Source organism: Mycoplasmopsis pulmonis (genome assembly GCF_900660575.1).
GTDB lineage: Bacteria > Bacillota_I > Bacilli_A > Mycoplasmatales > Metamycoplasmataceae > Mycoplasmopsis_B > Mycoplasmopsis_B pulmonis.
Map to the genome: position 1 here is coordinate 916,493 of NZ_LR215008.1, position 26,514 is coordinate 943,006.

Sequence of the window (26,514 nt, forward strand, 5' to 3'; positions counted from 1 at the left end):
TAAAAAACAAGCACAAAGGCTTGTAAAAAATAATTAGGTATTTTTTTAATTTAAGATTAGAAACTAATTTCTTTTTGAACGTCGTCTCAGTGTTTTTTAAGGTTAATAGCTGATTCATCAAAAGCTTTTTGTTCAGCTGGAGAAAGGTCGTAGTTTTTAACTTCTTCTCATCCATTTTCTCCTAAAATAGCTGGGCGAGAAATGTAAATTCCTCCACCAGGTTTTGACTCATCTAAGTAAATTCCAATTGGGAAAATTCTTCTTTGGTTATATAGAACTGACTCAGCCATTTCAGCAACTGATGCACCAATACCAAAGTATGTAGATCTTTTTCTGTTGATGATTTCATAAGCTTCTTTATATGTTTTTTCTGAAATCCATTTTAGATCATCTTCAGTTAGAGCTTTTGATTTTAAGAAATCATCAAGTCTTGAAAATCCAATTTGCATTCTTGAGAAAACAACAACTGATTTGTCACCGTGTTCACCAATAACAAATCCATGAACTGAGTTTGTAGGAACTCCTGTTTTTTCTGATAAGAATTTTCTAAATCTTGAAGTATCTAGGAATGTTCCTGATGACATAACTTTTTCTTTAGGGAAGTTTGTAACTTTTTGGAATACAGTAGCTAGAATGTCAACTGGGTTTGAAGTAACAATTGTAAATCCATTGAATCCACTTTTTTTAATTTCAAGTGCAATGTCTTTCATAATTTTTGAATTGTCAGCAATCATTTCAAGTCTAGTTTCACCTTGTTTTTGTGGTCTACCAGCTGCAACAATTAATAAATCTGCGCCTTTAGCATCTGCATATGTTCCAGTTCTAATTTTAGATCCTGTTGTTGAGTTTAGAGCAATGGCATCACTCATATCCATAGCATGTCCTTTGGCAAACTCTGTGTTAATGTCAATTAAAACATACTCAGCGTCAATTCCTTTGGTAATCATTGTGTAAACTACTGTTACACCAACGTTTCCTGTACCAATTAAAACAACTTTTTTCATGTTTCTCCTTAAATAAAATATTTAAATAATAGTCATTTTGTATGATAGTTTTTTGAAAAAAACATCATAGCTCAATTATATATCCAAACATTTAGCTTTCTTATTAAATGGCCATCTAAATGGGCAAAATATGAAAAAAAAAGCCATATTTTTTATATTTTGGCTTTTTTTTATTTTTTTAAATAAATTTATTATTTTTTGTGTTTTTCAATATTTAACTTTGGAGAAAGAGCTCTAGCTGCTTCTCAAACAATTTCACCATATGTAGGGTGTGGGTGAATTGTAGCTGCAATTTCAAAAACAGAAATTTCATTATCCATTGCTAAAACAATTTCAGCTATGTAATCAGTTGAGTTTTTACCTATAATGTGACAACCAAGAATTCTTCCGTATTTTTTATCAACAACTAGTTGAACAAATCCATTACCTTCACTTGAAGCAAGAGCTTTTCCTAGAGTTGAAAAGCTATATTTTGAAGTTACAACATCATAACCTGCTTCTTTAGCTTGTTGTTCTGTTAGACCAACAAAGGCAATTTCTGGTTTTGTATAAATACATCCAGGAATTTCTTGTTTTGGATAAACTTCTTCTTCACCAACAATGCTCTCAACTACTCTAATAGCATGTCTATAAGCCACATGAGCTAACATGTTTTTCCCAGTAACATCACCGATGGCATAAACATTTTCAACGTTTGTCATTAATTTATCATCAACGATAATTTCGTTTCTTTGACCAATTTCAATTCCAACTTCACCAGCATTTAAAGGTGTTGGTATTCTACCAACGGCTGCTAGGATTTTGTCAAATTTCATTGATTCTTCTTTACCACCTACTTCAAAAAATAGTTGATTTTTTTCAATTTTTGTTGTTGAAGCATTAAATTTAAATTCAACTCCGTATTTTTTAAGGTGATTTGTAAGTTCGGTTTTAATCTCTTTTGCAAGAGGAGCATTAGCTAAAATTGCATCTGTGTTTTGAATAATAGTAACTTTAGTTCCTGCCATAGCAAAAACTTCAGCAAATTCAACTCCGATAACTCCAGCTCCAATAATTCCTAGAGTTTCAGGTAGATGTGAATCTAAATTAATTAACTTGTCACTTGAAAGAACAACTTCATCTTTATAAGCTTGTTCAAAACCAGGAAGATTTAGTTTTCTATCAAGAGAACCAGTAGCTATAATAATGTTTTTTCCGCGGTATACTTTTCCATTAACTTCTAGTTCATGAGAACCAACAAATTTAGCCTCTCCTTCAATAGAAGTTGCTTTAGCAGCTTTCATTAAGAATTTAACACCACCAACAATTTTGTCAACAACGCTTTTTTTGTTTTTCTGAATGTTAATTCATGTTTTTTGTCTATCAATTTTTAGTGCTTTAAAATCGGCTACAATTCCATTGTGTTCATGTGAGTGTTCTAAATTGTAAAGCTCTTCAGTTGCATGTAGAAGTGCTTTAGTTGGAATACATCCAACATTAAGACAAACTCCACCTCAATATTGTTTTTCAATAATTAAAGTTTTTAGCCCATATTTACCAGCTTCTTCAGCTGCTAAATATCCACCAGGACCAGCTCCAATTACAATTACATCATATTCAGCCTCAACAGCACCTGTATAAGCTTTTCCAGCTACTTTTCCAGCTACACTTGGAGCAGCAACAGCTGCTGGTGCAGGAGCTGCAACAGGAGCAGGAGCAGGACTAGGAGCTGCCGCTGCAGCTGAGCCTCCTGGTTTTCTTCTTCTAGATCCAAATAAATCACCAGCTGAAGATTTGTGCTCTTCAGCGGCTGGTTTAGCTTCAGCGGCAGCTGGTTCAGGAGAGTCACTTGCAGGTCCTGAACCATCATCGATTCAGAAAATTTCTTCACCAACATGGACAGTTCCACCTAGTTCAAATAAAATTTTGTTAATAACTCCACCTGTAGGAGAAGGAATGTCACTTGTAATTTTATCTGTTTCAACAGAAAAAAGAGAGTCTCCTTCTTTAACTGTATCACCAAGTTTTACGTAAATTTCAGCTACTTTTCCTTCGTGAAGTCCTTCACCGATATCAGCGAATTTAAATTTATACATAATTAAAATACTCCTAAAATTTCAGGTTGTTCAAGTAGAGATTTAACTTTTGAGATAAATTTACCCATTGTAGCTCCGTCAATTCATCTATGGTCAGCTGCTATAGTAATTCACATTACTTTTCCAGGAACTGCAGCTCCATTTTTTCAGTAAACTTTATCAACAATTGCTCCAACTCCTGCAATGGCAAGTTCTGGATAGTTAATAACTGGAGTTCCAAATAATGATCCAACTGAACCATAGTTAGTAATTGTAAAAGTAGCCCCTGACATATCAGCTGGTTTAATAGTTTTTGTTCTAGCAAGATTTGCTAGTCTAATTATTTCTTGAGAAAACTCAACTAAATTTAAGCTTTGTGCATTTTTAATAACAGGAACCATTAAACCATGATCTGTATCAACTGCCACACCCAAATTAACTGTGTCAGGATAGACAAGCTCTTCAGTTTTTTCATCATATTTAGCACCAAAGATTTGGAAATCTTTTATAGCAATAGCAATAGCTTTTAAGATAAAAGGTAAAAATGTTAATTTAATACCTGTTAGGTCTTTAACTTTTTCAACTACACTTTTTCTTAAATCTCATAATTTAGTCATATCTATTTCATGAACTAAGCTAACGTAGGCAACATTGTCTTGAGAGTTTTTCATAGCTCTAGCAATAGCTTTTCTAATGGTAGTAACTTTTTCTCTTCTAGCCTCTAGTTTTGCAACTTCTTTAGAAGGACTCACTGGTGCAGCAGCTGCCGCCGGAGCAGCTGCAGGAGCTGCACTAGTGGCAGCTGGAGCTGGAGCTGGCTCAGCTGCTTTAGGTGCATTTTGTTGTTCAGCAATAAATTTTAGAACATCAGATTCTAAAATTTTTCCATCATGACCACTACCTTTAATTAAAGATATGTCAACTTGTTTTTCTTTTGCTAGTCTTCTAGCAATTGGAGAAATTAGTGCCATTTCTCTTCCTTTCTTATTTTTGTTTTAATTAAAAGAATTAATTTATGAATTTTAACTTAATGTAAAAAGCGTTAACATTTTAACACTTTATTAAAAGTTTAGTTTATAAAAATAAAAAAGTGGAAAATTTTTTACAACTTTCTACTTTTTTATCTAAATTCTATTATTTAGTTAATTGAAACAATTACTCTTCTCGTTCCATTACTTTTTTAATTGCATCTGCAATTCTTTCAGGACTTAGAGCGTGGTATTGTTCACCTTTTGCTAAAGGAACTGTAATGTCTCAACCTGTAAGTCTTGCAAGAGGAGTTTTAATGTAGTCTCCTGCTTCTTCTGAAACTCTAGCCATAATTTCAGCTGACACTGAAAATGATCTAACAGCTTCATGAACAACTAGCAATCTACCAGTTTTTTTGAAAGATTCAATAATTGTCTCTGAATCAAGAGGTGAAATAGTTCTTAAGTCAATCAATTCAATGCTGTATTCTTTACCTTCTTCATCTAGTAAGTCCATAGCTTTGATTGTATCGTGAACTTGTGCACCGTAAGTTACAAGAGTAAGATCATCTCCTTCATAAATTACGTTTGCTTTACCAATTTCAACTGTATATCTTCCAGCTGGAATTTCTTGTTTAAATGATCTATAAATTCTTTTGTGTTCTAAGAAAACAACTGGATCTGGATCTTCAATAGCTGCAATCATTAATCCTTTTGTGTCATATGGATTAGATGGCATAACAACTTTTAATCCTGGTATGTGAGAATATAGAGCTTCGATTGCCTCAGAGTGGTGTTCTAGAGCTCTAACTTGACCTCCCATAGGCATTCTTAATACCATAGGTACTGAGAATCTTCCTCTTGATCTATTTCTATATCTAGCAGCATGTACCATTAATTGTTGGAAAGCTGGATATGAAAATCCTTGGAATTGAATTTCAACGATTGGTTTTAGTCCATAAATAGCAGCACCAACCCCAACACCTGTTTGACTAGCTTCGGCAATAGGAGAGTCTCAAACTCTTTCTTCACCATATTTTTTTTGAAGTCCGGCAGTAGCTCTAAAAACCCCACCTTCAAATCCTGCATCTTGACCATAAAGAACAATAGTTTTATCTTCTTCCATCTTTACGTCAATAGCGTTAGTTAAAGCTTCAATGTTATTTAAAGTTAATTTGTCAGACATTATTTACCTCCTTTTTTCTCAAATCACTCTTTGGCTTCAGCCTTTTGTCTTTCTAAATATGGAGGTAGTTTTTCATATGTGTAGTCAAAAACTTCATCAACAGGAATATCATGCATTTTCATAGATTCTTCGTAAGTTTCTTTAACTAATGTAAGAGAGTCTTCTCATAATTTTTGATCTTGCTCTTCAGTTCAAAAACCTTTTTCAATCATGTAGTTTTTGATTCTGTGCATTGGCTCTCATTTTTCTTTTTCTTTTTCCATTTCTTCAGTTCTATAAATTCTTGGGTTATCACTTGAAGTATGAACACCTTGTCTTCATGTATAGAACTCAACTAGAACAGGTCCGTTTCCTTCTTTTGCTCATTCAACGGCTTCTTTCATAACTTCATATGAAGCTAGAAGGTCGTTTCCATCTACTCTAACTCCTGGAATACCAACAGCATGAGCTTTAGCAGCGATTGTAGCTTTTGTTTCTAAGTGTTCTGGAGTTGAAATTGATCATTGGTTGTTGTTAACTGTAAAAACAACTGGTCAGTTGTGAATTGAACTTACGTTCATAGCTTCGTAGAATTCACCTTCAGCTGTTCCACCATTACCAATAATTGTTACAGCAACATTCTTTTTACCTAATAATTTCATTCCATAAGCAACACCAGCTGCATGTGAATATTGAGTAGCAATAGGAACATTAACTGGAAGAACATTAACACCTTCAGGTATTTTTGATCCTCTTTCATTTCCATTTCAGTAAACCATTTGATTAATCATTGGTACACCTAAGTGTAGCATTGTTGCATTTGATCTAAACGCTGGTAAGAATCAATCATCTTTTTCCATTGCAAGTGAAGTTGCAACTTGTAGAGCTTCCTCTCCAAAGTTTGGAGCAAATGTTAACATTCTCCCTTGTCTTTGAAGTTGTGTCATATATGTATCTTGTTGTCTAGATCTTACCATCCAAGTATAGGCTTCAATGATTTTTTCATTTGATAGTGAAGTTTTATATTTACTGTCAATTAATTTTCCATCAATGTCCAATACTCTAATTAGTTGATCGCTAGAATCCATAACTTTTTTAGGATCAACATATTTGAATTTTTTACTCATATTTTCCTTTCGTATAAATATATTTAAATTTAATTAAATTAAATAATTAAATTGGCCAAAATTAAATTGTTTGTCCGCTATGTATCGAATAAACAATTTACCTTTTTATTATAAGGGAATTTAATAATTTGCTATTGTAAAAATGGCCAAATACACAAGGCTTGCAAATTTTTGCCACATTTTAAAAAAGTTTTTAAAATTTTCAAGTTTAAGGTTAAAATTAATATTTTCTTATCAAAAAAATAAAACAAAAGCTAGCCAAAAGCTAGCTTATTTTTTTAATATTTTGGTACAACACTAATTGATATTGAATCAGGTCCTGTGTGAGCAATAATGACCGTTGAGGCTAAAACAATACTTGAAAATTCAAGTCCCTTTTGTTTGAAAAATTCAACTGCACCATCAACCATTTCTTTGCTTGGTCCATGAACTAGTTTTAGGTTGTAATTTTTGAAGTTATTTTCTCCTCCAATAAATTCAGCTAATTTGTTATAAATTTTTTCTAAAGAGCTTTTAAAAGTTCTTTTAAGTCCAGCTATTGAATTGTTTGTATAAGACTGGATAATTGGAAAAAGTTTAAGCTTTGTTAAAATGAATTTTTTTACTCCTGAAATTCTTCCACCCTTAACTAGGTAATCTAAGGTTTTTAATGAAAGAAATGTAATTGTTTTGGTGTTAATCTCTTCTAGTCAAGTGATAATTTCTTTAATTGATTTATTTTCTTGTTCATACATTTTTTTAGCTTGTAGTCCAATTTCAACAATAGTATTTGCAACAAAGTGATTATCAAAAATATGTACATTTTTATGCTTTTGTGCATAAACATTTATAACCGAAATAGTTCCGCTTAAAAATGATGCAATAGGTAGAACCAAAACATCATTGTATTTTTGTGAAGATTCGTTAACTGCTTTTTCAATTGTTGAAGATATAGGAAGCGATGTTTTTATATCACTAGCTTGAATTATTTTGTCAAATAGTTTTTGTCTGTCATTTGAAGGGTTGTCTTCATAACTTGTTCCATCTAAAATAAGTTGCAAAGGAAGAAAATAAAAATCTTCTAATTTTTTAAATTCATCTTCAGTAATTGAAGTAAATGAATCAATAATAATACCTAGTTTTTTCATAAGTTCTATTATACTTGTCTTTAATTTTTCTTTTGATAAAAATTCAAAAGTTTATTTGTTTTGCATTGTTTCATAATAAAGGTTTACATTAGCTTTTAAAATAACATTTTCTTCTAATTTTTCTTCAATATCTTCATAGATTAATTTAATCTTTTTAAGTTGAATTATTCTAACTAAATAACAAAGATTCATAAAAGTATTTACATCATGAATTCTTTTTGAAATGTTTCTAGATATGATGACAATTCTAGGATCATAGTTTAAAATGTAGTCAAAAATTTTTGAATTTAAATCATGGATTTTAATTCCATTGAAAAACTGTTTTTGATTTAATTCAAATGAAGTAAAACCTACTTTTTCAAGTAGTTCCATATTGAAAATATTTACTATTAAAATGATGTTTGGATTTTTGAAACTCTCTTTTAATTTAATAAATTGACCATCACTAACATCAAGTAAAATTTTTTTGTTTTCTTTATATGAGTTTATAAAATCAGTTGAATATTTTTCTAACATTGTGATTTTATAATTTTTATTTTGAACAAATTTATTGAATCAAAAATTTGAAAAATTTTCCATAGTTGGAAGATAATAATTTGCAAAAATTTTTCTATGTTTTAATCCATAAACTCTTACATGTGCTAAGTAATTTTTAACTTCATTATGTAAGAGCATGTAAATAAAATCTGTGTATTGATTTTTAAAACTTTGATACTCATCAAAGTCAACTGTTTTTACGATAAATTTTTCTAGTTTTTTTGACTCAAGTGATTTAAAAATTACAAACTTCATTCTATAGATAACATTTTCTAAATCATTAACATATTTAATTGAGTTATTTTCAACAACACCAACTGCATCATAGTAAAAATTAATTCTTCAATTATTAAGATTGAATTCAAAATTTCTAACTAACTTGGCTAGGTTTTTATTTAGTTGATGATGGCTATTACTATGAATCATTATGTATGTAATATCTTCATCTTCAAAAAGGTAAAATTTACCATTAAATCTAATGTTAGTAAACTCTTCATAAAAAGCTGTTTTATCACTAAATTCTTGCTTTGTTAAAAACCCTATAAATGCTTTGAATGATCCCTTAACTTTTACAGCATCTTCTTTTTCAATAAATCTATATTTTTTCCTTTGATTAAATGAGAAATTGTGCTCTCATCTAAAATAGCCAATAAATGATTTATTTTCATCAACATGAACTTCGAGTCAAAGAGTTAAATTTTGAGAAAAAAATTTCGAAACTATCTTATGCACAATGTTATCTTTAAGTGATGATTTTTCTCTTAAGAAAATTGGTGTTTTTAAAACATCTTGTTTATATACATCAACATTTTTTAATTGATAAAAAAATTTAAGTAAATTGTCACTACTATCTTTATCAAAAAGAGTGTTTTTTACAAAATCATCAAAAGAAACTCAAAAGTTTTTTTGGAAGTCATTGTTTTTCTTCAAAACACTAGGAGTAAAGTCAAACATTTTATGTGATGTTTTTTTAATTCTATTGTTTTTTAAGTCAATTAAAAATGGAACAAAACCATCAGAGATATTAAAACTGATTTTTTTGTTCTCTTTAACAAAAATGAAGACAATAGCTATTGCTATAAAGATATAAATGGAAATTAAAATTCAAAGCATAATTGTTATTATTTTATTTTAATTATTTTAAAATTCTTCTTATTGATTCATGAGTTTTAGATATTGTTCTAATACCCACAGCTTTGTTTTTAAATCTAACAACAATTGATGATTCAAAATCATTGTCTTGTATTTCTAAAAGCTCTCCTTCACCAAAACTAGAGTGCGAAATAAAATCACCAACAATAAGAGAGTGATGACCTGACTGTATTTCTTGAGTAATGTTAGTTATTGAATTTATCTCTTGAACATGATCTTCAAGAGATATTCCCATTTCAGTTAAAAATCTTGATGTCTTTTTAGGCTCTTTTGAATAAGGATCAATACCACGAGCATCTGAGATAAAAACTTTTGTTTTTGCCCTTGTAAGAGCTACATAGGCTATTCTTCTTTCTTCTTCAAGTTTGTCATAGTTTATAGAACCATCTTTTGAATAAAGAGCTTTAGCTGAAGGTAAAATATTTTCGTTTAAACCAATGATAAAAACATAGTCAAATTCTAAGCCTTTAGCATTGTGTATTGTCATAAGTGAGATGAAATTATTTCCAGCTGATTCATCTATTCTATTTGAATATAAGGCTATATCTTCAAAAAATTTAGAAAGCTCAGAACTTGGATTTTCTTCTTGCCATTTTTGTAGAAGTGTTAAAAATTCATAAACATTATCTTGAATGGCATTTTCATCATCACGATCATAGTTAATCAAATCATAAAATTTAACTTCTTTTAAAAATGCATCAAAAATTCAAGAATAGTTTGCTTCATGTTTTTCATTTTTTAGAAGCTTTTTAAATTTTACAATTGTTTTTAATAAGGAAATAGTTTCTTTTCTTGTTTTAGCACTTAAACCTAAATTTTCAGTTTTGATTCTAGTAATAATATATTTGTATAAACTTAGTTTTGCAGCAGCTGCTTGATGTAAAACTTCATCTAAATCTTTTTTAGCCAAAGATCTAACAAAAAAAAGTAAAGTGTTATAAAAAGCAAGTGTATTTGCTGAGTAAATTGTCTTTAAAAAGTAAATAAGATTTTTAATTTCTTTTTTTTCAAAAAACTTTGTACCATTAACAATTTGGTGATTTATATTTTCTTTAACAAGTTGTTGTTCTAAAGCTCTTGAAACATGCGAAGAGCGATATAAGATAACTATGTTTTTAAGTTGAACTTTTTGTTTTTTCAACATGTTAATTTTAGTTACAACTCATCTTGCTTCAGCATCAATATTGAAAGCATGATTGAATTCAATGGCTTCACCTTCTTCTTTTTCAGTAAAAAGGTTTTTAGTTAATCTTCTTTTATTTTTAGCTATTAATTTATTTGCTGCATCAAGAATTTTTTTTGTTGAACGATAGTTTTGTTCAAGTTTAATTTTCATTGATTCAGGAAAGTCTTTTTCAAAGTTTAAAAATATATTTATATCAGCTCCATGTCACCAAAAAATTGTTTGATCAGGATCTCCTACTATTGTTAAATAAGCGTTCTTTGCTATTACCTTTAAAATTTCATATTGTAAAGGTGAAGTATCTTGAAACTCGTCAACTAAAACATATTCAAATTTTGACTCTCATTTTTTTCTAACTTTAGGATTTGTTTCAAAAAGGTGATTGACTAAAAGTAGAAGATCTTCAAAATCAACAAAGTTATTTTCTTTAGTATATTCAATGTAACTTTGATAGACTAAATCCATTTTTTCCATAATATCTTCATCAATTTCTTTTCTATCAAAAATCTCTCAGTTAGTAACAAAATCAGAGAGCTTTCTTTTTTTGAAATAAGCTCTCATTGTTCTATAGGCTAAATCTAAATTATCTAAATCATGTTTTGCATAAAGAAGAGACAAAATATTGTCTATATCTTTTACATCAAGAATTGAAAATGTTTTTGAATAACCTAAATGGTGAATATCTTCTTTTAAGATTAAATTACACAAATTATAAAAAGTATAAATTTGTAGATTTTTAGTATTTTCATTTATATGAGCAGAGGCTCTTTCCCTCATTTCTTTAGCTGCTTTATTTGTAAAAGTAACTGCTAAAATTTTGAAAGGATTAACTTGTTCAACTTCAATTAGATAAGACATTTTTCTGGTTAAAACTTTTGTTTTTCCTGTACCAGCTCCTGCAACTATTTGCAATGTTTTAGGCATTACTAAAACAGCTTGCTTTTGTGCAATATTTAAATCAGCTAATAGTTTGTGTTCAATCATTTTAATCCTTTCAAATATAGTTTTGTCTAATTCTTTTTTCAACTACAAAAATTACTTGCTCATTTTGTTTTTCCTCTTCAAATTTATTTTTTCAAACTAACTTTGAAGAGGAGATTTTATCTATAAAAGTAGTTTTAGTTTTTGAAATAACTAGTGAAAAAGTGTTTGCAAATAAAAGTAAAAATCAAGAATAAGATAATGCATGAATAAAATATATTTTTATTAAATCTATCTTAGATAAATTTGAATTTTTATTAGTTATTTGAAAAAGTAATTTTGCATCTAAAACAAACATCATTAATACAAAAATAACAAGTAAATAAATAACCATAATATTTCTTAAAAATATTTTTTTAAATAAATTTTGTTTGGCTTTAGTAAAATCAATTTTTATTTTAAATATGACCAGTAAGGGTGGCTGTCCTTTGAAAAAAATGGGAATAACTAGATAGTAAAGTGCTAAATAAAAAATAATTAATAAAAAGAATACATATACTCTAGTTTGCTCATAAGTATCTTCTTCTTTTATAATGACTAAAGATGATAAATATGCAATTAAAAAAAACACCAATATTTCAACAAAAGTAATTAGTAATCTAGGTCAAAAATTTACAGTTTTATTCTTTAACATTTTATTCTAGTAGATGCAAAATTTTTTCTCAATCAGATTCTTTCAAAGGATTCAACATCATTTGAGTCTCTTGATTTTTTAACATCATATATTTATTAGTTGACTTGAAGTTAGATTTATCTTTTTTTAATATATTATCAATAACCTTAGTTAGCTTTTTTAGTGCCACTGAATTATTTATTGATTTGTTTTCCATTACATTTATCAAGTTTCTAATTTTACCCTCTTTTAAGTTAGCTAAAATTCCCGTTGAATAAACTAAAAAGAAATAAAAGTATGAATAAAATAATTCAGATAAAAAGGGACTTTCATTTTTTTGATAAAAATCTAAAATGTTTTTTCATTCTTTGTAAAACATAGTCGGAGAAAACAAATCATTTTTATCTATGTGTTCTTCAATAATTTCGGTGTTTACATAAACATATGTTTTTGCATAAAAGAAAGCAAAATATAAAAGTTCAACTGAAAATTTTGTATTATAAAGTTTTAAAACTTTGTTCTTGTCAATTTCATCAAAAATAGATTTTTTAAAAATTTTATTGAATAAAAGAGGGAAAGAAAAAGCTAAAATTTCTGGTTTTTCTTCAATGGAAACTTTGCTTTTAGTTTTTATTCTTTGCTTAGGTTCAAAATCAATTAAACCTCTTGTTTTCATCCTAAATTCTATAATGTCACTATCAAATTTATTAATAAGATAAAGTAGTTGAGAAATAAAACTTTTTTTGATGTGATTATTTTGTGTTAAAACAAAAAAATATTCACCACTTGCATATTTTATTCCTTCAACAATGTTTTTGTTAATTCCTTGATTTCTTGAATTAAAAATTACTTTTACTCTATCTTGATATTTTTCTTTTAAGAAGTTTAAGTGTTTAAAATTTTTGGGAAAAATGTTATTGTCAACAATAACAACAATTTCAAAGTTTGAACTTTGAAAGTCTTCATTAATTAGTGCTTTTAAAACAGATCTTTTTTTGTTTTTTTGAAAGGGCAATATTATCGATAATTTCATAGTTACATTTTCAAGTTATTCGGTGTTCTTGGAAATGGAATTGAATCACGAATGTTATCAATTCCTGTTATGTACATAACTAATCTTTCAAGTCCAAGTCCAAATCCAGCTGATCCTGAATAACCATACTTTCTTAAATCTAAATATCACTGGATATCTTTTTGATCAATATTTAACTCTTGAATTCTTTGTTCAAGTTTTTCATATCTATTTTCTCTTTGAGAGCCTCCAACTAGCTCACCTATTCCAGGTACTAATAGGTCAAAGGCAGCAACTGTTTCATTATCGTCATTTTGATACATATAAAAAGCTTTTAACTTTTTAGGATAGTTAATTACTCCAACTGGACCTTTTGCATATTTTTCTGCAATAAATCTTTCATGCTCAGTTTTTAAATCCATACCAAATTCAATGTTTTGTTCTTCAAAGAAAACTTTGTTTTTTTCTAAAATCTCAATAACTTTTCGATACTCAATAATTTCCAAATTAGACTCAAGAAAATCCTCAAGAGATTGAATTAATCCTGGCTTGATATGTGTGTCTAAAAAGACTAGTTCATCTCTGCGTTTTTCTAGTACTTTTTTAATTACGTACTTAAGCATCTCTTCAGACATTTGAATAAGTTCTTTTAGCGTAAAAAAAGCCACTTCAGGCTCAACCATTCAAAATTCAGCAGCATGCTTTTTGGTATTGGAGTTTTCAGCTCTAAAAGTTGGTGCAAAAGTATAAACTTTTTGTAGACCTAAAGCATAAGCTTCAGCATGAAGCTGGCCTGTTACTCCAAGGGTTGCTTTAACATTGTTTCCAAAAAAAGGTTCTTTATCTTCTGAATCAACTATAAAGGTTTCACCAGCTCCTTCACCATCATTACTTGTAATTATTGGAGCTGCAACCAATGAAAAATCGTTTTTTTGAAAATATTCATGAATAAAAAAAGATATTGATGATCTCACCAACATTACAGCTTTTATAGTATTTGATCTATGTCTTAGGTGTGGAATTGTTCTTAAAAACTCAAGTGTGGTTTTTTTAGTTTGAATTGGAAAATCTTCATCACTTTGAGCTAGTAAAGATATTTTATCTACAATTAATTCTACACTTTGCTCAGCTTTTGGGGTGTAGTTTAAAATTCCTTCAGCTTTAATAGAACTTCCAGTTTTAAAATGAATGTCATTTAAATCCATTTTCTCAGATTTTAAAACTAGTTGCAAATGTAATACACTACTTCCGTCATTTAACTCTATAAATTGGATTTTTTTATTTCCTCTTGAAGTTACAACTCATCCTTTAATCTTAATTTTGGATTTGTCTAACTCTTTTGCATTTTCATAGATTTGTTTAACTAACATTTTCACCTCAAGTTAATATATTACTTTAAAATTTTAACATAAAAACCATAGCATTGTAAACTATGGGTTTAAATTGTGCCAAAAACAACTTAAAAAACTAGTCTTTTTTTTGGCTATTTTCTTTTAAAACTTCACTTGTAGATTCTGGAAGGTTTTGTCCAAAATCAAAAAAATAAGCAATGTTTTTAAAAGCATAAGGAGGAATTTTTAAATCCTCTAAGTTTGCTTTTGTAATATCTAAGTTAATTTGGTTTTCCTTTTTTTCCATTAACTTTTGAACAAATTCAGGCTCAACTACAAAAACTGTTGAAAGGCCAACTAAATCTACATGTTCAATAGCTTCAATGGCACTTTCTAATGAGTTAATTCCTCCATTTGCTATAACAGGAACTCGTCCATTTATATGCTCATAAACAACTTTGTTTATTAGCTGATTATAAAATTTACCTTTGGTTCTAACTTTGGTTTTGTAGATATTTTTTCCTCAGCTTGCAAGAGAAAGATATGAAATATCAATTTCATCCAAGATTTTATCCATAAGCCAATTAAACTCTTCAACAGAGTATCCAATGATTTCACCAATTGTCTCTTCAGGGGTTGCTCTAAAGCCTAAAATAAAATCTTTGTGAGCATGTTTTTTAATTACATCTTGAACTCTATGTAAAACTTGCATTGTCAAAAGTGCTCTAGACTCTAGACTTTGATTTCCATATTTATCTTTTCTTTGATTTGAATATTTAGAAAAAAAAGCTTGTTGCAAAAGTCTTTGAGCAGAGGCAATTTCCACCCCATCAAAACCTGCTTTTATAGCTCTTAAAACTGCATTTTCAAAGTCTTGAATAATGCCTTCAATTTCTTCAATTGTAAGCTCTGTTACTTCATGTTCAAAAGGAGTTAAAAAAACTCCTGCACTAGGGCCATAAACTTTTTTATATCTTATTAAACTAGCAATTGAAAACCTTCATGAATGAGCAATTTGTAAAATAGCTAAGTTACCATCTTTTTTCATGACTTTTGCCATCTGGGTTAGTCCAGGTAAAACTTCATCACGATCATTTGCAAAACCGTTTTCAAAAAGCTGGGCATATTTGTTGATGTAAGTTCCTCCAGTTATAGCCATAGGTGCACTATGGCTTCTTCTTTGGGCATAAGCTAAATCATCATCAGTAATTATTCCATCATCAGTTGATGTATTAAGTGCCATAGGTGCTAAAACAAATCTATTTTTTAAAACAAAATTTTTAATTTTAAGTGGCTGAAATAATTTGTTTTTTAATAATTCTTTTTTATCCATATTTTCCTAAAAAATAATATTTAAAGTGCTCTATTTACTTTTAAAAAATGACTAAAATTTTCTTTTCTTATCATAGGCATTTTTTTAAAGTTTGTTTTTTTATTTTTAATCTCTTTTACAAAACACTAATTTTAATTTTATATTTTTTAAAGCTAAAATTTAAAATTAAATAAATCAAAAGTTGATCTTGTTTTTTACATAAATAAGAATAAAAATCAAGATCAACTTTTTATAGTTTTTTTAAGTAAATAAAAAAATCATAGACTAGCTATGATCATTTTATTTCATGAGGGCTTAGAGGCTTTTTATTAATTTCAACTCTTTCAATAAGACCTTCTTTTAATCTAATAACTTTGTGAGCAATAGGTGCCATAAATGGGTTGTGAGAAACCATAATTATTGTTGTTCCGGTTTGCTGATTTATTTTTTGTAAAATATCAAGAACTATTAAAGTTGTTTTTTCATCTAAAGCACCTGTTGGCTCATCGGCAAAAATCAAATCAGTGTTTTTTGTTAGAGCTCTTAAAATAGATATTCTTTGTTTTTGACCTCCAGACATTTGAGCTGGGAATTTGTATTTAACATCTTCAAGATCAAAGATTTCAAAAAGCTTGTGAATATCCATTTTCTTTGATTTATCTTTTTGAAGATAATCACCTGTTTCTACATTATCAAAACCTGTTATATTTTCAAGCAAGTTATAACTTTGAAAAATAAAACTAACATTTAATCTTCTAAATTTTGTCAGCTCATTATTTGAAAGATAAGGTAAGTTAACATCGTTAACAACTACATCCCCTTTAGTAGGTCTATCAAGTCCGGAGATAAGGTTTAAAAGTGTACTTTTTCCAGAACCACTTTTTCCATAAAGAATAACAAATTCACCTTTTTTGATATGAAAGTTAACTCCTTTTAAAACTGAAGTAACTAAATTACCAGAGGTATAAATTTTTGAGACATTAACTACATCAATTATGTTACCGGTTAAGTTTTTAAATTTTTTTCTTGCATCAGCTTTTCTCTTTTTGTTATTGGCTCTATTGATAATTTTCAAAGTCTTTCAATCAGCTTGTGGGCTTTGTCCAATTTCAATTAAAGAAGTGTTCATAGCCTCTATTGAATCAAAGGTAATAGTTTTTTCTTTAATCTTGGCTTTTTCATCTTTTTTATTCATTATTTACCTTTCAACAACATAATAGGTTTGATTTTGTTTATTCCAATTCATGAAAAAATAGATGTAACAGAAATGATTGCTGCAACAGCTAGGAAAGTAACTAACATATGTCAGAATTTTAAAGAAAGCGGAAGGGCTATGGAAGCTGCGTTTATTAAGAAGAAATTGAACGTGAAAATAATAGCTAAAACAAACACCGATGAAAGCAAAATAGCAAAGATAATAAATGGAACAAAAATTGAGAAAAATAGAATTAATCTTTCTTTGTTATTGTAACCCAAGATTGCAAAGATAGCTATGTTTTTTTCATTTTCAGCAATTAATATTACTGAAATAATTACCAAAATAATAACTGAAATAATTAAGGAAATAATTAAGATAGCAACAGTTAAATTATTAACAGCCGAAGATATGTTTGTAACAAATCCTGATTCAACATCTTTTGAGTCAATTGAGCTTGAAACACTTGCATATAAACTTCCATAAACTTGAGCATATTTTTGAAGAGCAGCATCTCTTTGAGATTCATTATTTTTTAACTCATCTAATGAGCTTGCATTTGAGTTTAATCACCTTAAAATTTGTTGCTCTGAAAGGTTTAATCCACTTACACTTCTTAAAGGTCCACTTTCATCAAAAATAGCATCATAAATTGCGCTTTCATTACCTTTAAATTCAAAGTTTGTTATTGCAGGTCAATAACCACTAGCTGAGTAAATTGATGATGATCCTATTAGCTGTGCTGGTTTGTCTCTTGAGGTTAAAATTCCATTAAAAATTTCTTGATTTTCTCTTAGAGCAATTTTGTTTAAATCAGTAATTTCATTAACAATTTCTTGGCTTGTAATAAATTCTTCATTGATAAAAGTTGGGTTAATTCCAACAACTTCAAAAATTACATTATTGTCAAAGTTTTCTTGTTTAATTTGATGTGAATAACGAGTTGCTTTGTTTAATATTGAAACTCCAAAAGTTGAACCAATACCTAGTTTGTATTTTTTAGAACTTACAGTGTTAACAACAACTGGATAAACTTTTTTACCATCAATTGTTTTAGTTTCAAACTTAGCAATTTCTTGCATTAAATCAACATCATTTTCATCAATGATTTTTATGAATTTTGAATCACTTTTGTATCCATAAATATTTAATGATCTTGTTGTGCCTTCAAAGTTAGCACTTGCATATGAATAAGTCTCATCAAATCTTTGATCAAAGACAACTCCTCCAAGTGATAAGAAATAATCTTCTCTTGGAAAACTTTGAGTTCCTTTTTCTTCAAGCTCTTTTGCAATTCTATGGTTTTCTGATTGGTGTAATTTAGTGTAGGCTCTTACTAAAAATTGACGATAAACATTTCTTAGACTAATGTTTTTTTGATTTGGAAAATCTCCATAATAATCATCTGCAAAAATATCCCTTGATGTAGTAATGGGTTCATGATTATAAGTGTTTTCTATAGCATTTCATCTCATATAGAAAAATCCTCTTACACCTTGTAAATCATCAAAGTATTTAAAGTAGTTTTTAGGATCACTTACTGATCCATAATAGAAATTACCATTTTCTGGATTTTGAATTAATTTATATGGTGAAGTTTCATCAAATTGAGTTTGTTCTAGAAGTTTTCCCATTTCAGAAACTATTTTATCAACCCTGAATTTTTGTGTGTCGGGCAGTGAATTATAAATAAGATCTCAAAGGTTAAATCTAATCGCACCTTCAACTATGATATTCATTGAAAATGCACTAAAAACGTGAGGTAAATAATCTTTTGGATCTCCATTATTTTTTTGGCTTCTATCACCATTTATAGCATTTGACCATCCAGGTTTAAAGTATGTTCCATCAACTAAGTTTGCCTCTCCAGGAGTTCCAAGAGGAACATACAATGAGTTTTTAATTTCATCATAGTTTAATTTAGTTAAAGGTCCTCCTTCAAGAGTAGGAGTTGCTAAGTTTAATTTAAAACTATAGTGTCTATTTTTGTAGGTAGAGTCAATTGATTTACTAAAGACTTTATTAATACTAATACCAAACATGATGATTGTTGATGTGATGGTAATTGCAAAAGCTAAAGAGAGTAATTTGAAAAAGGAGTTAACTAAAAGTGAAGCTGAAAATTTTGTCTTTACATTTCTTTTTGAAAAAAGTCTATTTATTCTTCTTGAAAATGATCCAACCTTTATTGCTGTAATACCAGACATTAGATCAATTGGTTTTTTTCTAAGTATTCATAATGAAGTCAAAATAATCAAAATCGACATTCCTAAAAAGGGTAAAAACACAGCAACCATAAGTGAGACAATACTAAATTTTTCTGTGTGTCTTTCGAGGGTTCAAAAATTAGAAAAGACATTCATCAATAAGCCTTGGAGATTGTTTCCAACAACATAACCAAAGACTCCACCAAAAACAGCCGTAAACATTGCAAAGACTGTCATGGATAGTGATATTTGAAGAGGTGAATATCCTTGAAAAATTAAAATTCCAATAACAAGTGATTTATTTTTAATGTATCTATGAACAATAAAAATAATTGAAATAGCAACAAGAGTTATTAGGATGATAATAATATAAAAGTTGAAATTTGAAACAGAAGATATGATCAACCTTGGAGTTGCAACTCTAATAGATCTTTCTGGATTAATTGGATCAATTTCATTATTTAAGTAAGTTTTTTTAATACCAACTGATTGATCAGTTTGTTGACTAATATATGATTCAATTTGATCAGCTAAAAGCCTTTCTTTTTTTGGCTCTGCTTTAACTAAAATGTATTCTTTTATATTAGGTGATTCAGAAAAAGTTTTTACTCTTTCAAATCCTTTTTGGTTTACATAAACTATGGCTTGTTGAGAAGTGTTAACTTGTAAATTATTTTCATCAACAACTGGATATAAATAATCACTAGTTGTATCGGTTCCTACAATAATAAATTGAGAACCATTAACATTTAACATTCAACTTTCATCTTTATTTTTTAATAAAAATTCATTAAATAATTTGTTATTAGTTGGTATTTCACCAGTGTAAATTGTTTTATTATTTTTAACAAGATAAGCTTGATTTACTTTTACTAAATATGAAGCAACATCATTAAAAACAACAACATTATCTAGAGTATGAGGATATGTTACTGCATCAATAAATTCATAAATAGTTTTTTTGAAATTAATTCCAAAAACAAGCTCTTGTTCATCATTTTTTTTCCTTGAATTTTCATTAATTCCAATAAGCTCTAAATAATCTAAATCAACAAACAAATTACTTTTGGCATCATTTTCAAAGTTGTTAAAAACACCTTCATTACTATTTCCCAAAAACACAGAAACAAAATTTTGGATTTGTTCAAAATTCATCTTACCTAGATTAACAACTTTGTTAGTAATCAAATAAGCAAGATTTGATTTATTGTCTTTGTTTTGTGAATTTTCTGGAGTGTTTAAACTTGAGGTAAATCATAGAGCAACTTGAGGAAGCAAAATGTTTAACATTGGATCAACTAATGCATAAGAAAGACCTAATGAATAAATAATTTTTGATTGATTTATTGCAGCACTAGCTTGCTTGTTCAACTCATTAAGTGCAATTTTATTTTCAAAAACTGGATTTGTAATAGAGTATTTAAAGAAATTATTTCTATGAATATCTTCATATTCAAAAATATTTAAAAGTGTTGGATGATACTCTTTAAATGAAAGTAAAATTGCAGCTATTTGAATAAAATATTCTTTATTTTCTTCAATTAATTTTCTAGCTTCATTAGTTAGTGAATCTAGAAATTTTTGAATTTCTTTATTTTTGTAATTTTCTGCTTCTTTTTCAAATAATTCATTTGCTAGTCTTGAAGTTGAAGCTAGTCCTTTAGAAATTCCAAAACCAGCTATATCAAAATTGTCATCAACATCTTTGTACAAAGTTTTTGAATTTACTACATTAACAAAAGCATTTTCATCATCTGATTTAGTATTTATAAAATCAAAAATCTTTTTATAGTCATTTTGATAATTTTCAATACTTAATGATTCTTTTCTTAGTCTAATAAAAAGGGCTAAAAGACTAATGGCTTTTTTACCTAATTTATAATCAGGATGTTTTAGACCTGAAGAAGAAAGTTCAAACTCTTCATAAACACTTCCAAGTGAGTCTTTAAGTTGTTTTGATGCAAGGTTGTATGCCTCATGATTTGAAGGAGCATCTAAAAGCCTTTTTGCAATAGTAGAAAAATTAACAAGTGATGAGTTTGTGCTATTAAATCTAAATTGATTTGTTAAAAGATAATTTGCATCAATGTGTTCAATTACATTATTTTTATCTTCAAAATTAAAGTCTTGTTCTAATGGTAGATATTTTTTTAAAAGTTCAACTTGTGATTCACTTAAGTTTCTATTTTGTAATAGTGAATTTTTAATTTGATCAAGTTGATTCAATATTTCAAGTTGTGTAAAAACTTCTTTAGATTTATCTACTTGAGATGCAAAAAGTTGAGGAAGACTTTGTAGTACAGAAAGATCACCTAATCCAACTTTTTTATCATCTTTAAAACTTGGAATGTAAAGAGGTTTGTCAGAAATTTTTAAGAACTCACCTGCATCAGAGATGTTAAACATTTCAACTAAAATGCTTTTTATTTTAGCATCATTGTTAATACCTAAATTAACACCATTTTCATCACTTTGACCATGAAAAATTGAATCTAAAAATGAAGCTCATAAATTTTTAGAACTAATAGAATTTGTTTTGTATTCTTTAGGGTTGTTTGGAATTTTTGGTAATAACTTAAATTCACTATTTTGTTTTAGTCTTGCAACAAATGATTTAATGTCTAAAAACGAAATTAACTCAACTAATCCTTTTGAAACATTTGAATATTTTTCTTGACCTTCTTTTGATCCATCTAATTTATTAAAAAAGTTTTTAACATCTTGATTTTCACCATGTATTTTTTTAAATCTTGAATATATTGAATCTTGTTCTTCTGGATTTAAAAATTTATTAAAGTCTATTTCTGAGACAATTTTGCCCATTCCTAGTCTTACTTTATTTTGGTCGGCACTATCTAAAATTGAAAGTAAAACATCAATTTCTGAAAGCAAAATATATTTATTGTTTTGATCATGTTTTTGTCAGTTTTGTTCATATCATAAACCAATTTCAGAAGTAGCTTTTGTAAAATCTATTGATTTAATGATCTCTTCAAAACCTTCAATGAATTTAACAGGGTCTTTTATGTAGGTAAAAATATCATAGACTTCTAGATTTAAAAATAGTGCGCTAAAAAGTTTTCCTGTAGTGCTAAGACTTCCAAAAATTTTGTCAAATTTTTTAAACTCACGAACAATAAAATCTTTTTGTTGTTGAGTTGTTGCTCCACCTTCTTTTATTTGTCTTTTAAGCTCTTTTGTAAAATCCAAGATTACATCATTAAAAAATGTGTTTCCGTTTTCTTTATTTATCTCACTAATTCAATCGAAAAACATCTTGAAATAAATGTTTGAATTAATTGATCCAGATGATAAAACTGAATGGAATTTATTATTATATAAAGCTCTTTTAAAAGGACCATACATCTTATCTAAATTAGCCTTTGATATAAAACCTCTAGTAACTAAATCTGATTTTCTAAATGCCTCATAAATACTATCTAAAAATAGTTCAAAAGTTCCTTGATTATTAATTTCTTTTATAACATCTGATCTAGGTGCTCTAAAAATAAAAGGAAGTGCAATTTTAGATTTATTACTATCAAGTGGTCTAGCTCATGTATCACCAACTTTTGTAGATGAAATTGTCTTATTTTTTTCAATAAAAAATAAATCAAGTTCATCTTTAGTAAGAGGTTTTTTAATGTCTAAAATAAATTTATTGTTATCTAAAATAGTGTGGTAATAGCTGTTATCTATTTTTACAATTCCCTCACTAAATTTTTTCTCCTCATTAACATTTTTTATTAAGACAATTTTTTGATTGCTAGTTCTATAACTTCCATTAAGATCAACATAGCTAATGTCTTTATAAAGAAGATCAACTATTAAAAAGTTTTTATCAACATGAAAGTTATCTAAAATTTTTGTAGTTATTTTTCCTGATTCAGAAGAAGGGATTTCCTCACTTCTAAAAAAGTTTGTGTCATTACTCTCTAATGTATTTAATTTAGATGGATTAAAATGTTCATCATAAAGTCTACCAACATTTTGTTTAATACCATTTATTACATTATCTTTATCACCTGTGTTGACAAAATGAAAAGTTTGACGCTCACTTTGTTCACTAACTGAGTCAATTGAAATTGTCTGTCTTAGTCCTAATGATTCTTTTCCTGCTAGTTCACTAACTTTATCTATTACATTTTGTTTGGTGATGCTATTTGAAAGATCAATGATTTCATTTGTTCTTTGATTTTCAATTCTTTTGTTAGATAAGTTATATAAAAAGTTAGACTCTCTTATTTGTTCATCACTAAAGTTTTCAATTGATTTTATTGTATAGATAGCTAAATCTTGAGTGCTAGGATTAACTTTTTTTAGATCTTTAATAAGCTCTAATGTATTAATAACCTCTTCAAATTCAGAGTGATTTTTTCCATTAATTTTGATAACTTGTCTTTTTTCTCAATATGAAAAAGACTTAAATTTTTTAGATTTTTCAGCATCAGCTAATATTTGTTCAATAGCCTCTTTTGTAGTTCCGTTTCAATCAGGATGTGGATAGTTTAGTGTGTATTTATGACGTTTGAAAAAAACTTCATTTTGATATGTTTTAATGATCTCAGAATCCAAAGCAACTTCATATCCTTTTTGAGGATTAAAGTGTTTGTTAGAATTTTGTTTAATTTCCTCAGTGTCACTAACAAAAGGAAATGAAAAAGAACCATAAACTTTTGTTCCTCAATTTATATTTGTTTTTTTATTTTCAACATCTTCACTAGCTATTGTAGGCAATGATTGATCAACTTGAATTGATTTATCATATTCATAAAAACCACTAACATTATTTTTTGAAAATCCTAGTATCTTTGCAACTTGATCAGAACTTAAAACATAAAGCTCTTTTCTATTTCTTCACTCAATAGATTTAAGTAAACTAACAGTGGCTTGTTTGGTTTTTAAATTTAAATATATTCCACCAATACTAGCTAAAAAATCATTGTCATTTGCTTTGTTTTTTATCTCAGCTATTTCTCTTAAAAAAAAGGGACTATCAAAGGTAAATTTTGTATCTTTTTTAATGACATTTTCAACTTGTTTTTGAACAAAATCTCCATTTGATTTTAATTCATATAAAGGTATGTGTGTTTGATCAGATAAAAATGTAATTGAATTTTTATTTTTATCAATGGCTATTCTTGAATCAACAACAGTGTTGTTATATAAGTTTTCAAGATATGATGCTTTGATATAAAGAGAATTTAAATTTGGATCATTTTGTTCTAAGTATTTTGAGGCTAAAATATAATTAGAGCTAAAGTCTAAAATCTTCTTTTTTTCTTGATTTGGATTGGATAATTTGTACTCTTCAATGGCTTTGTTATAAATTCCAGAAGAAGGAATTTTTCCATTAGTTTTTAAATCAAGATCAACAGTTAAATCATGATTTTTAGAAATTTTACTATATGAGTCAAATTGACGTTGATATGAATTTTTAACATCAAAAAGTAAAGTAAAAATTCCTGATGTTAAAAACACCAAAATACTCAATCCAATTACAGTTACCTTATTATGGGCAAGTGATTTAAAAACTTCTTTTAATATTTTGAACATAAATCTTCTCTTACAAAATGTAAGTAATTTTACCATTTTTAAGAATTGATGGCAAAAAATTGAATTTATCTATTTTTAAATGGAGTTATTTTTTTAAAAAATCATTAATAAAATTTTGATTTTTTAAATTAAAAAACCAAATGTACTTTGACATTTGGAAATTATAAAAAGTAATTTTTTTAAATTTTTTCTAAAAATAAATTAACAATATTTAGAAAGTTTTTTGTTCATTTTTCTAGATATTTTTTGTTGTCTTCAAAGACACTTGTGATCATTCTAAAGTTATCACTATCCATTGCATAAGCTATGCCAATACCATCATTTTCAACGGGATTAAATGAAAAGTTTTTTAGATATTTATCAACAATACTTGAAGTTGATAATATGTTTTGAGAGGCAGCTTTTCAAGCTTTAGTTTCCAACAAAGCAGGTTTTTTAATTTCATCTTGATTTTCATATCAAGCAAGATATATTCCAAGCATGTGCCTATTAATTCCTTTTCCTTGCTTTGTTAAAAGTGTTCTTTGATAGTGTTCTTTTTCAATTTGAGGAAAGTAATTTTCAAATTCTTTAAGTGCTTGTTCAGGATTTTGTGCAAATTTTTTTACATATTCTAATGAAACACCACTAACTGGTCTAATGCACTCAGTTCTTCCTCTAAAAAAGCCTCTCATATCAACTGCTATATAAGTGTTTTTTACTTGCTCGTTACTTTGATATTGAGCAATTTGATAAAAAAGTTGAATTAAAGCCTCTGAGGATTTAACTCCTCTTTTTTTAACTTCATCTTTATTGAATTTTTTAATTACATGTTCAAAAAATAAAGTTTTGTTAACATAGCTTAAAAATTCATCTTTTATTTGCTTAAATACAGCTATTTTGTCCTGATCAATATCATTTTTAAAAGTTTCAAATTCTGCAGGTTTGGCATTTTTTTCAAATTTTATATTTTCTTCAAATCTTGTTCCTATAATGTTTACTATGCTTGCTATACTAGCTCCATCTACACTTGCATGATCTGAAAGAAAAACAACTTTAGAATTTTTGCTAATTATTACTTGTAAGCCTTTTCCGTGTCAACGATTAAAATCAGAAGTTAAAGTTGAATTTTTTAAATTTTCCAAAGCTGATTGAGGACTAACATCATCTAAATTTATGATAAAAAGACTATTTAAAATATCAAGAGCTTGTTCAGGATATTTTGAGGCAAATTCATCAAAAAGTTCCTCTGATTTTTTAGCATCAATTGCAGCTGTTAAAAAGTTTGAATTATATTTATTTTTATTTTCGTTTTCTATAATTGAATTGAAGGTTTTATTCAAACTAGAAAGATCTACTAATTTTTTGTTTTTAAAAATATTTACTTTATAAAATACATTATTTTTCATCACTATTATGTGATTAAAAAATTTGTTATTTACATAATATTTATCTAAATTTTCAGAGCGTAATCTCATTGAAGAAAAAAGCGTTTTTAATTGATCTAGAGAAATTTTTTTGTTTTTTATTTCAAGAAAATCTAGCTCTCCATTTTTAACTTTTTGATATATTTTTCCAAGTTCAAGGGCAATAATAGATGCACTTTGACTTTGAGTTAAATTTTGATTTTTAAATTCAATATAATAAGGGGCATTAACCTCTGGAGTCATAGGTAGACGAGTTGTTAAATAAACATATTTTAATCATCAATCTGCAAGTCAACTATTGTCAGGGTTTTGTGATCTTTGTTTAATAATTGTTTCAATTTTTTGGCGCTCATTTGAGCTTAAATAATTTTTCACTTCTTCAAGTGCTTTTTGATAGTCATCTTTTGAAATTAATGGCTTAGTCCATTCTAAAAATCTCTCGAGAAAATCCTCTGATTTTTCAATAGGTAAAGTTTCTATATTAGCACTATTTTTAAAGTAATTATGAGCACTTTCAAAAAGTAATGAATTACTCTCAATTTTTCTTTGAATTTTTGAGTTTAAATTAGGTTTTTTCATTGTAA

15 protein-coding genes are annotated in these 26,514 nt (G+C 27.8%); all 15 read right to left on the minus strand.

From position 1 onward, the window contains the following. Positions 1–56: 56 nt before the first annotated feature. The 15 genes from EXC36_RS03810 to EXC36_RS03885 all read right to left on the minus strand — a co-directional run bounded on the left by EXC36_RS03810 (position 57) and on the right by EXC36_RS03885 (position 26,509). Positions 57–1,004 (minus strand): L-lactate dehydrogenase, encoded by a 948-nt coding sequence (locus tag EXC36_RS03810; RefSeq protein ID WP_129690505.1) that lies wholly within the window; start codon positions 1,002–1,004, stop codon positions 57–59. Positions 1,005–1,195: 191 nt separating this feature from the next. Then, complete coding sequence (gene lpdA / locus EXC36_RS03815) at positions 1,196–3,079, minus strand: dihydrolipoyl dehydrogenase (protein WP_129690507.1); 1,884 nt, start codon at positions 3,077–3,079, stop codon at positions 1,196–1,198. A 2-nt stretch (positions 3,080–3,081) separates the two neighbouring features. After that, positions 3,082–4,029 (minus strand): 2-oxo acid dehydrogenase subunit E2, encoded by a 948-nt coding sequence (locus EXC36_RS03820; RefSeq protein WP_010925562.1) that lies wholly within the window; start codon positions 4,027–4,029, stop codon positions 3,082–3,084. A 184-nt stretch (positions 4,030–4,213) separates the two neighbouring features. Further along, on the minus strand, positions 4,214–5,212 hold the full coding sequence (locus EXC36_RS03825; RefSeq protein WP_010925563.1) for an alpha-ketoacid dehydrogenase subunit beta: 999 nt from the start codon (positions 5,210–5,212) through the stop codon (positions 4,214–4,216). Next, the gene (pdhA, locus tag EXC36_RS03830; RefSeq protein WP_010925564.1) at positions 5,212–6,318 is read right to left on the minus strand and encodes a pyruvate dehydrogenase (acetyl-transferring) E1 component subunit alpha; all 1,107 of its coding nucleotides are present in this window, start codon (positions 6,316–6,318) and stop codon (positions 5,212–5,214) included. The genes EXC36_RS03825 and pdhA overlap by 1 nt, the downstream gene beginning before the upstream one ends. A gap of 278 nt (positions 6,319–6,596) precedes the next feature. Then, positions 6,597–7,445 carry a DegV family protein gene (locus tag EXC36_RS03840; protein ID WP_010925566.1) on the minus strand — a complete coding sequence of 283 codons (849 nt, stop codon included), beginning with the start codon at positions 7,443–7,445 and terminating at the stop codon, positions 6,597–6,599. A 51-nt stretch (positions 7,446–7,496) separates the two neighbouring features. Continuing rightward, positions 7,497–9,095, minus strand: a complete 1,599-nt coding sequence (locus tag EXC36_RS03845) for an MHO_4530 family protein (protein ID WP_010925567.1) — start codon at positions 9,093–9,095, stop codon at positions 7,497–7,499. 22 nt (positions 9,096–9,117) lie between these two features. Further along, on the minus strand, positions 9,118–11,301 hold the full coding sequence (locus EXC36_RS03850; RefSeq protein ID WP_129690509.1) for an ATP-dependent helicase: 2,184 nt from the start codon (positions 11,299–11,301) through the stop codon (positions 9,118–9,120). Between the two features lies 1 nt (position 11,302). Beyond that, on the minus strand, positions 11,303–11,932 hold the full coding sequence (locus EXC36_RS03855; protein ID WP_010925569.1) for an RDD family protein: 630 nt from the start codon (positions 11,930–11,932) through the stop codon (positions 11,303–11,305). A 1-nt stretch (position 11,933) separates the two neighbouring features. Further along, positions 11,934–12,944 (minus strand): glycosyltransferase, encoded by a 1,011-nt coding sequence (locus tag EXC36_RS03860; protein ID WP_129690511.1) that lies wholly within the window; start codon positions 12,942–12,944, stop codon positions 11,934–11,936. A 2-nt stretch (positions 12,945–12,946) separates the two neighbouring features. Further along, on the minus strand, positions 12,947–14,293 hold the full coding sequence (asnS, locus tag EXC36_RS03865) for an asparagine--tRNA ligase (protein ID WP_041364261.1): 1,347 nt from the start codon (positions 14,291–14,293) through the stop codon (positions 12,947–12,949). Between the two features lie 97 nt (positions 14,294–14,390). Further along, the gene (locus EXC36_RS03870; protein WP_010925572.1) at positions 14,391–15,587 is read right to left on the minus strand and encodes an NADH-dependent flavin oxidoreductase; all 1,197 of its coding nucleotides are present in this window, start codon (positions 15,585–15,587) and stop codon (positions 14,391–14,393) included. 268 nt (positions 15,588–15,855) lie between these two features. Next, a complete protein-coding gene (locus EXC36_RS03875; protein WP_129690513.1) occupies positions 15,856–16,761 on the minus strand; it encodes an ABC transporter ATP-binding protein in 906 nt (301 codons plus the stop codon). After that, complete coding sequence (locus tag EXC36_RS03880; RefSeq protein WP_165152534.1) at positions 16,761–24,524, minus strand: ABC transporter permease; 7,764 nt, start codon at positions 24,522–24,524, stop codon at positions 16,761–16,763. Before EXC36_RS03880 ends, EXC36_RS03875 begins: the two co-directional genes overlap by 1 nt. A gap of 179 nt (positions 24,525–24,703) precedes the next feature. Beyond that, positions 24,704–26,509, minus strand: a complete 1,806-nt coding sequence (locus EXC36_RS03885) for a choline/carnitine O-acyltransferase (protein WP_129690517.1) — start codon at positions 26,507–26,509, stop codon at positions 24,704–24,706. Positions 26,510–26,514 lie beyond the last annotated feature (5 nt).